General features: G+C 67.4%; 7 protein-coding genes. 6 read left to right on the forward strand and 1 reads right to left on the reverse strand.

All coding sequences use genetic code 11. The annotated features are described in order from the left end of the window. Positions 1–928 (reverse strand): LysR family transcriptional regulator (locus AB3X43_RS08990; RefSeq protein ID WP_369429505.1); only part of this gene is annotated, 928 nt, incomplete at its 3' end. 96 nt (positions 929–1,024) lie between these two features. On the opposite strand from AB3X43_RS08990, the gene AB3X43_RS08995 reads away from it, so the two are divergent. From AB3X43_RS08995 to AB3X43_RS09020, 6 genes are all read left to right on the forward strand, one after another. Then, entirely contained in the window at positions 1,025–2,011 is a 987-nt protein-coding gene (locus AB3X43_RS08995; RefSeq protein ID WP_369429506.1) for a 2Fe-2S iron-sulfur cluster-binding protein, read from the forward strand. A 20-nt stretch (positions 2,012–2,031) separates the two neighbouring features. Further along, positions 2,032–2,223, forward strand: a complete 192-nt coding sequence (locus AB3X43_RS09000; protein ID WP_369429511.1) for a fumarylacetoacetate hydrolase family protein — start codon at positions 2,032–2,034, stop codon at positions 2,221–2,223. A gap of 128 nt (positions 2,224–2,351) precedes the next feature. Next, on the forward strand, positions 2,352–3,620 hold the full coding sequence (locus tag AB3X43_RS09005; protein WP_369429507.1) for an aromatic ring-hydroxylating dioxygenase subunit alpha: 1,269 nt from the start codon (positions 2,352–2,354) through the stop codon (positions 3,618–3,620). A gap of 3 nt (positions 3,621–3,623) precedes the next feature. Continuing rightward, positions 3,624–4,118: an aromatic-ring-hydroxylating dioxygenase subunit beta gene (locus AB3X43_RS09010; protein WP_369429508.1), complete on the forward strand. Its 495-nt coding sequence runs from the start codon at positions 3,624–3,626 to the stop codon at positions 4,116–4,118. Positions 4,119–4,150: 32 nt separating this feature from the next. Then, positions 4,151–4,468, forward strand: coding sequence for a non-heme iron oxygenase ferredoxin subunit (locus AB3X43_RS09015; protein ID WP_369429509.1), 318 nt, complete (start codon positions 4,151–4,153; stop codon positions 4,466–4,468). Positions 4,469–4,906: 438 nt separating this feature from the next. Further along, positions 4,907–9,108: LEPR-XLL domain-containing protein (locus tag AB3X43_RS09020; RefSeq protein ID WP_369429510.1), on the forward strand; the 4,202-nt coding region annotated here is incomplete at its 3' end.

Genomic DNA, 9,108 nt, shown 5'->3' on the forward strand with positions numbered 1-9,108 from the left:
GATGTGTATAAGAGACAGGGTCTTCGCCGAACAGGTCGAAGACCAGCCCGCGCAGCCACTGGTGGACCGGCGAGCGGTGCACCTTGGCGTGCCAGAACACGTTGATCGCCACCTCGGGCAGCACGACCGGATGCGGCCGGCAGGTCAGCCCGAACGGCTCGACCAGGCTCTCGGCCAGCCGCTCCGTCACGGTCGCGACCATGTCCGTGTGCCGCAGGATGTGGCCGACGCTGACGAAGTGCGGCACGGTCAGCCGCACCGTGCGCTCCACCCCGGCGCGCCGGATCAGCTCGTCGACCTTGCCGTGTCCGGTGCCGGCCGACACGATGACGAGGTGCTCGGCGGCCTTGAAGTCGGCGAGGGTCAGGGGCCGCCCGGGCTGGTCCAGCGGATGCTGCTGCCGGAACAGGCACACGTAGCGCTGGCGGAACAGGCGCCGCTGGAAGAAGCCGGCCTTGAGCTGCGGCAGCGGTCCGATGGCGAGGTCCACCTTGCCGGCTTCCATGTCGTCGCGCAGGGTCGTGGCCGTGGTGCGCACCGTGCCGAGCGAGACACCGGGTGCCTCCTGGCGCAAGCGTTCGAGCAGCCTGGGCAGGAACACGATCTCGCCGATGTCGGTCATGCCGATCGTCACGGCCCGCTTCACGCTTGCCGGGTCGAAGCGGCTGTGCTGGTTCAGGCCGCTGTGGATCATGCCGAGCGCATAGCCGATGGTGTCGCCAAGCTGCTCGGCAAAGGGGGTCGGCATCATGCCCGCCGGCGTGCGCACGAACAGGTCGTCGCCGAACTGCCGCCGCAGCTTGGCCAGCGTGTTGCTGACCGCCGGCTGCGTCAGGCCCAGGTTCTCGGCCACCTTCGACACGCGCCGCTCGACCATCAGCTGCTGGAACACCACCAGCTGGTTGAGATCGATGTCCCTCAGTTCCATGGTTTCATCATTCTCAGTGATGCATCACATTCACTGGATTCTATTGGCTGATCTAGGCAAAGCGGGAATGATGCGGCTCACCACACCGAAGCTGCCATGGACATCCTCGTTCAACCCCTCGATCGCGTCATCCGGGTCCAACCCGGCACCAACCTGCTCCAGGCCCTGCAGGAGGCCCAGGTGCCGATGTCCTATTCGTGCATGGCGGGGCGCTGCGGCACCTGCCGCTGCCGTGTGCTGGAAGGCGAGGTGATGGACGGCGGCGGTCAGCAGCAGAACCCGCTCGCCAGTGGCGAGGGCTACGTGCTCGCCTGCCAGACCTACCTCACCGAGCCCTGCACGATCGAGATCCCGGAGCCCGACGAGGTCGTGGTGCATCCAGCGCGCATCGTCAAGGGCACCGTCGTCGCCATCGAGGCGCTGACGCACGACATCCGGCGCCTCGTGGTACGTCCCGTCAAACCGATCGAGTTTTCGCCCGGGCAGTACGTGCAACTGCAGTTCACGCCCCAGCACATCCGGCCGTACTCGATGGCCGGACTGCGCGGCGACGAGGTGTTCGAGTTCCATGTCCGGCTGGTGCCGGACGGGCGCGTGACTGGCTACATCGCCCATGACCTGAAGGTGGGCGACACCGTCCGGGTCAGCGGCCCGCTCGGCTCGGCCTACCTGCGCCGCCAGCACGACGGGCCGATGCTCTGCGTCGCCGGCGGCACGGGGCTGGCGCCGATCCTGTCGATCCTGCGCGGCGTGGTCGCGCAGGGCATGGCGAACCCGATCGACCTGTACTTCGGTGTGCGCTCGCCACGCGATGTCTACGGCCTGCCGGCGCTCGAAGCCCTGCAGCGGGTGCACCCCGCCCTGAACGTGCACGTGGTCGTGGCGTCTGGCGGAGACCTGGCGACGCAGCGCTGCGGCCTGGTCACCGACGCCATCGAGCAGGACCACGGTGATCTGGCCGGCTGGCGCGCCTACCTGTGCGGCTCGCCGCCGATGGTCGAGGCGGTCACGGTGGTGGCGCGCTGCAAGGGCATCGAGGTCGCGTACATCCATGCCGATGCGTTCTACGCCCAAGGCACTTGACTTGATATCCAAGGCCCCGCATCGCCCAAGACGCGGAACTACTCTGGTCCGTCTCCGAGTGCGTCGCCTACCTGTCCGAGTACGAGGCACTGGCGCCAGGCGACATCATCATGACCGGCACCCCCGAGGGCGTGAACGCCGTGGTGGTGGGTGACACGATGCACGGCGAGATCCAGGGACTCGGGACCATCGAGGTCCGGGTTCAGGGCTGACAGCCATCGCCAGGAGACAAGACGTGACGCCCTGCTTCACCCGCACCCTTGTCGCCATGGCGCTGGCGGGTTACCTCGGCGTCTGAAACGAGTCAACGAACCTGAACTTCAGGAGAAATGGAATGGACATGAGCGAGACATCAACGGCATCGACGCTCTTCCCGAGCGAACTGACCTGGGAGGGCGACGGCACGCATCGGATTCCCTTCCTCGCCTACACCAGCGAGGAGATCTACCGGCGCGAGCTGGAACGCTTCTTCTACCGGTCCCACTGGTGCTACGTGGGTCTGGAGGCCGAAGTGTCGGATACGGGCGACTTCAAGCGCACGGTCATCGGCGAGCGTTCGGTCATCATGGCGCGTGACGCCGACGGCGGCATCTACGTGGTCGAGAACGTCTGCGCCCACCGCGGCATGCGCTTCTGCCGCGAGCGCCACGGCAACCGCAAGGACTTCGTCTGCCCCTACCACCAGTGGAGCTACACGCTCCAGGGTGACCTGCAGGGCGTGCCGTTCCGCCGTGGCGTCAAGCAGGATGGCAAGGTCAACGGCGGCATGCCGTCGGACTTCAAGACCAGCGACCACAACCTGACCAAGCTGAAGGTGGCCGTGCGCGGCGGGGTGGTCTTCGCTTCTTTCGACCACGAGGTCGAGTCGCTGGAGGACTACCTCGGCCCGACCATCCTGGGCTACTTCGACCGGCTCTTCAACGGCCGGCAACTGAAGATCCTTGGCTACAACCGCCAGCGCATCCCTGGCAACTGGAAGCTGATGCAGGAGAACATCAAGGACCCGTACCACCCGGGCCTGCTGCACACCTGGTTCGTCACCTTCGGGCTCTGGCGCGCCGACAACAAGTCGCAGCTGCGCATGGACGACCGGCACCGCCACGCCGCGATGGTCTCCACCCGCGGTTCCGCCGGCAAGGCCGGGCAGGTGACGCAGGTGTCGAGCTTCAAGGAGGAGATGAAGCTCCACGACCCGAAGTTCATCGACATCGTGCCCGAGCCCTGGTGGAACGGCCCGACCGCGGTGATGACGACCATCTTCCCGAGCGTGATCCTGCAGCAGCAGGTCAACAGCGTTTCCACCCGCCACATCCAGCCCGACGGCCACGGCAGCTTCGACTTCGTCTGGACCCACTTCGGCTTCGAGGACGACACCGAGGAGATGACGAACCGGCGCCTGACCCAGGCCAACCTGTTCGGGCCTGCGGGCTTCGTCTCGGCCGACGACGGCGAGGTCATCGAGTTCTCGCAGCAGGCGTTCGAGAGCAAGCCTTTCCACCGTGCTGTGGCCGAACTCGGCGGGCGCGACGTGGAGAACACCGAGCACATGGTCACCGAGACGCTGATCCGGGGCATGTACCGCTACTGGCGCACCGTGATGGAGGCCTGAGCCATGACGACCACGACGACGACTCCTCTCACCTTCGAAGACTGGTTCGCGCTGACGCAGCTCTACGCCGATTATTCCAGCGCCGTCGATTCCGGGCATTGGGACCTCTGGCCCGAATTCTTCACCGATGACTGCATCTACCGGCTGCAGCCGCGCGAGAACCACGAGCGCGGCTTCCCGCTGGCCACGCTGGCGTTCACGAGCAAGGGCATGCTGAAGGACCGCGTCTACGGCATCCAGGAGACGCTGTTCCACGACCCGTACTACCAGCGGCATGTCGTCGGTGCGCCCGTGCTGCGCGAGGTCGAGGACGGGCGTTGGCGCTGTGAGGCCAACTACGCGGTGTTCCGCACCAAGCTGTCGGACGCCTCGACGGTGTTCAACACCGGGCGTTACCTGGATGTCGTGGTGCGCACGCCGGCGGGGCTGAAGTTCGCCTCGCGCGAGTGCATCTACGACTCCGAGATGATCCCGAATTCCATCATCTACCCGATCTGACCTGACCCGCACCCAACCGAACCGAGGTATTCATGAGCACCACCAACTGGGTCGATGCCCTGTCCGCCGACGACCTGCCCGAAGACGACGTGATGGGCGTGGCCGTTGCAGGCCGCGACGTCGCGGTCTACACCGTCGGTGAGGCCGTCTACGCCACCGACAACCTCTGCACCCACGGCCGCGCACGCCTGTGCGACGGCTTCCTGGATGGCCACGAGATCGAGTGCCCGCTGCACCAGGGCAAGTTCGACGTGCGCGACGGCCAGCCGACGTGCGCACCCGTCACAGCGCCGCTGCGCAGCTACCCGGTCAAGGTCGAAGGCGGGCGCGTGTTCCTGCAGATCGACTGATCCACCACGACGACGCCCACTCTCTGGTGCGCATGGCGGCACAGGCCGCGGTCGAGCCTCCGAGCGATAGCCGGGCAGGTGGCGGCATGGTCCCACGGGAATGGAAACCGCCACCTCGTCTGTCATCTCGGCGAGGCGTGATTCTTACTCGATTTGAAAAAACAGATCGAGAGATTGGATCCTCTGATTGCATAAGAATGGTCGATCAGCAAATGGCTGATTGGGCAATGCCATGGAATTTCGAGCTTGATTCCAGAGAGAGAAACTCTCTCGTGTCATTTGTCCAATTTGCCCAGGTTCGAAACGTGCCATTCGGATCTTTGCGAGAAAAAGTCACGCATTCGAGGGGGTATTCCCCTTAAAGACAATCTATTCGCGAACACCATGACGAAATCCCGTGCAAACCAGACGTCTCTCGACTCCGTTTCCCTGTCAAAGGTGACTCGCATCGGATTGGAGACGCTGGAGCAGCGGGTGCTGCTCGCGGGTGACTTGCCTGTCATGGATCCGCTGACCAGTGGTGGTGGCACGGCCACGACCGTGGCGGCTGCACCCACGCTGGCGACGAACGCGGGAGGCTCCGGGCTGGTGGCGGTGGCCGCACAAGTGCCCTTGGCGCTGCAATCGTCTGGCAGGCCCGATCAGTCGGTCACCACGCAGTCACTGGTGAACGGCCGTCTGGCTCTCGCTGCGGACCAGACGCTGATCGGATCGGGGACGCTGTCGGGCACGGTGGTCAATGCCGGTGTCGTGGCGCCGGGCAATGCGGGCAGCCCGTCGCCTGGGGTGGTCACGCTGTCAGGATTCGAGCAGGCCGGCACCGGAGTGGTCGCCCTGGAAATCGGCGGCATGACACCGGGTGGCTCGGTGGCCGATCCGCTCAACGGCCATGACCAGATGGATATCCATGGCCGCGCGGTACTGGGCGGGACACTGTCACTCCAGTGCATGGATGATTTCAGACCTGTCGCTGGGCAGGTATTCGATATTCTGAAATGGCAGGAGCGAACGGGAAGTTTCACCGCATACCAGGGTTTGTATGCTGGCAACGGGCTGTTCATGAAGCCGGTTTATCTGGCTGATCGGCTGCAGTTGGTCGCCACCCCGTTGGCCGGTTTGACCGGGTTGACGCTGGATCCTGACCTGCAAATGCAGGCGGTGCTTGACCGATGGTTGAGTGCGTCCGTCAATGCAGTGGCCGTCAGCGGTCTGCAGATCAACGCGGCCCTGGACCTCCCCGGGCTGCACTTCAGCGGCAGCTGGGATCTGTCGGTGGCTCCTCTGGCCGGTGGCGGTGTCGAAACCCGCATCGCGGCCCATGATGCCGCCGCGAGCTGGTCGGTGGGGGGCGTGACCGGTGCGCTGGATCACCTGACCGGCGCCCTGACCACCACGGGCAGCTCCACCGTGGTCGATTTCAGCGCCCAGGGGCGTCTGGACCTGGCCGGCGGCGGCGGTCTGAGTGGCCAGTTCTCGGTGACGAGGTCCACCGATACGGGGGCCGTGCTGGTCTCGGCGTCGGGGGTGTCGGCGCGGCTGGGCGATGCGTCGCGTGGCGCGTCGCTGTCGTGGTCGGAGGGGGCGCTGGCCATGGCGATCACACCGCAGGGGTATGCCCTGCAGGCCAGTGGCGTCGGTGTCCTCCAGGGGGCGCCTGGCAGCAGTTTCACCGGCGCACTGGGTGTCGTGGCCAACACCACAGGCCAGCCCGTCAACCTGAGCTTCACCCCGGCCGGCCAGTCCCAGCCGGTGACGCTGGTCATCGACAGCACCGATCAGGCGCCGCATTTCGAGGCCCGGGGCGCGCGGCTGGCCATTGATGGCCTGGGCGAGCTGCGGGGCGACTTCGCCTTCGGGACCCGCACTGTGGCCGGGACCGACACGGTCGAGCAGGATCTGCTGGTGGGCGTGCGCGCCCTGTCGGCCGATGTGCAGTTGGGCAACGCCCAGCTGGCGCTCAGCAACGGCGAGTTGGCGCTGATGCTGGCGACCACGACACCGGCCGATGGCACCGGGGTGGCCCGGTCGAGCTGGGCCCTGGCGGGGCAGGCCGATGTGCGGGTGGCGGTCGATTCAGCCTTGACATTGACGGGTGAGCAGATCCGCCTGGTTGCCAACCCGAGCGCCCAGGCCCTGGGTCTGGAAGTGCCCAGCACGGGTGCCACGCTGCTGCTGGACGTGCCGGCCCAGACCACACGCCTGTCCGGCCGCTTCACGGCCCGGATCGATGGCGTGATCAGCCTGGTGGGCGACCTGACGCTGGAGGTCTCGCACACCACCCGCGTGCTGTCCAACGGCCGCACGGTGGCCCTGCTGGAATATGCGCTGTCCGGCTCCAGGGTTGGAGCCACCCTGTCCGGCGCAAGCGGCCTGGATGCGGTGGTGGCGGGTGCCGACATGGCCCTGGTCTATGCCCGCGAGGAAGGTGGAACCCGGTCCTGGCTGACCACGCGCGGTGCCATGTCGTCGCTCACCGTCGGCGGCTACGGCATCGATGCCGTGGGTTCGGCCCAGTGGTCGCTCAACCGCGCCGTCAGCGCCGATGCGCTCGCCGAAGGCGCCACCCTGGACTGGTCGACGACGCGCCAGTTCTCGCTGGCGAGCGGGCGCCGCTTCGTGCTCGATCAGGTGGGCGACGTGTTCGTCCTGCCTGTGAGCGGCAGCCTCCAGGTCGGTGACAGTCGCATCGCCGGACAACTGAACTTCACGCTGGACCGGTCCGGACCGTTCTGGCGCGTGGATGCCGCCGATGTCGAGATCGTGCTGGCGGCCGGGCCGGCACTGGTGCGCCTGAGCCAGGGTACGGGTCAATTCCGGCTGAACGCGGACCGCAGCCGCAGCGGCTCGCTGTCGGGCTTCCTCGCTCTGGATGGCGTGGATGGTCTGACGCTGAGCGGCGCTGGCGCGGCCACCTTCGGCACCGATGGGGCCATGACGCTCGCAGGCCAGGCACTGGTCGGTGTCCGCGGTTTCGGCAGTCTGTCGGGGCAGGTGTCGGTGGCCCGTTCGGTCAGTGCCGATGGCGAGCGGCTGGTGATCGGTGCTGGCGACGTCTCCGCGCACATCGGCGGCACGGCCGGTGCCGTGGACCTCCGCAGTGCCAACCTCGCCCTGGTTCTGGGCACGGATGCGCTGGGGCAGGGTGGTTATGCCCTGGTGGCCGACGGACGGGTCGCTGCCAGCGGCTTGGCGGGGGTCACCCTGGACGCCGGCGGGCGGGTGGAAATCAACCACCTTGGTCGGGCCCTCGACGAACAGATCACGTTGCCGAACGGCGCCCGCGTGGCCTTGGCCTTCAGCGACGAGCGTCCCGGCGCTGCGGTGGTGATCGACCAGGGCCATCTGGTGATCGGTGGCCTGGGTGCCATCGACGGCAGGCTGCGCATCGAGTCGCGCACCGACGGTGTCGGCACGGCCGCCCAGCAGCGGCTGGCCATCGGCATCGACCATCTGAGCGCGCAGGTCACGCTCGGTGGTGTCGGAGCGAACTTGTCCGATGGACACGGAGCCGTGCTGCTGCAGCAGTCTGCGGGAGGGTTGCGTTACGCGGTGCAGATCGATGGGGCGACGGCCCTCACCGGCGTCCAGGGTGTCGAGCTGTCGGCCAGCCGGATGACGCTGGCCGTCAATCACCTGGGGGTGGCGCTGGACACGGCGGTGGCCACGGCCGACGGCTGGGCGGGACTGAACCTGCTGGGCGACGAGTTCCGCTTGCGTGGCCAGGCACGCGCGGTGGTCGCCGGGGCCTTCAGCGTCCAAGGCGAGATGTTCGTCGAGTCGCGACCCGCACAGGCCGTGACGCTCAGCGATGGCAGCCAGGCCACGGTCGACACGCTGCTGATCGGTGGCCGGGGGCTGGCGGCCCAGGTGCAGGCGGCCAGCGTCGGCATGGGCCTGACCCAGGTCGATCTGGCCATGGTGGTGGCCACCGAGCAGGGTGGCGCCCAGCGCCGCTGGCTCGGCAGCACGGCCCTGGTCGGCGGGGCCAGCCTGTCGGCGGCTGGCTTTGCCATGGCGGATGTGCAGCAGGCCCGTTTCGAGATCAACCGGGCTCTGGCGCCCAGTGCCGATGCCAGCGGTGACACGCTGCTGCCGCTGGATGCGCCGGTGATCGACTGGTCGAAGTCCGCGCGCGGGGTGCAGTTGTCCGACAGCCAGGCCCTGGTGCTGGACGAGGCTGCTGCGCAGTTCGCGCTGGCGGCCAACGCGGTGCTGCAGATCGGCAACGCCAGCATCGGCGGCGAATTCCAGATCAGCCTGCAGCGCAACAGCGACGGCACGCGCAGCTGGGTGCTGACGGCCAGCCATGCGCAGGTCACGCTCCAGGCCGGCTCGGCCCAGGCCCGCATCGTGGATGCGGCCGGCACGCTGGTCTTTGGTCCGGACGGGCACAACAGTGGCGAGCTGACGGGTGCCGGTGAACTCGGCGGTGTCGGTGCACTGTCGGTCACTGGTCGCCTGAGCGCGCGCTTCAACCAGGACACGCTGGAGCTGGCCGGCGCGCTGACCCTGGGTCTGGACGGAATCGGGACGCTGTCAGGCCAGTTTGCCGTTGTCAAGGCGCCGGGCATGGTCAGCGCGCCCGAGTCGGCCGAGGTCACCGCCAGCGTGCCGGCGGACGGCGGCAGCGCCGAGCTGGT

This window comes from Sphaerotilus sp. (assembly GCF_041083715.1).
Lineage (GTDB): Bacteria > Pseudomonadota > Gammaproteobacteria > Burkholderiales > Burkholderiaceae_C > Sphaerotilus.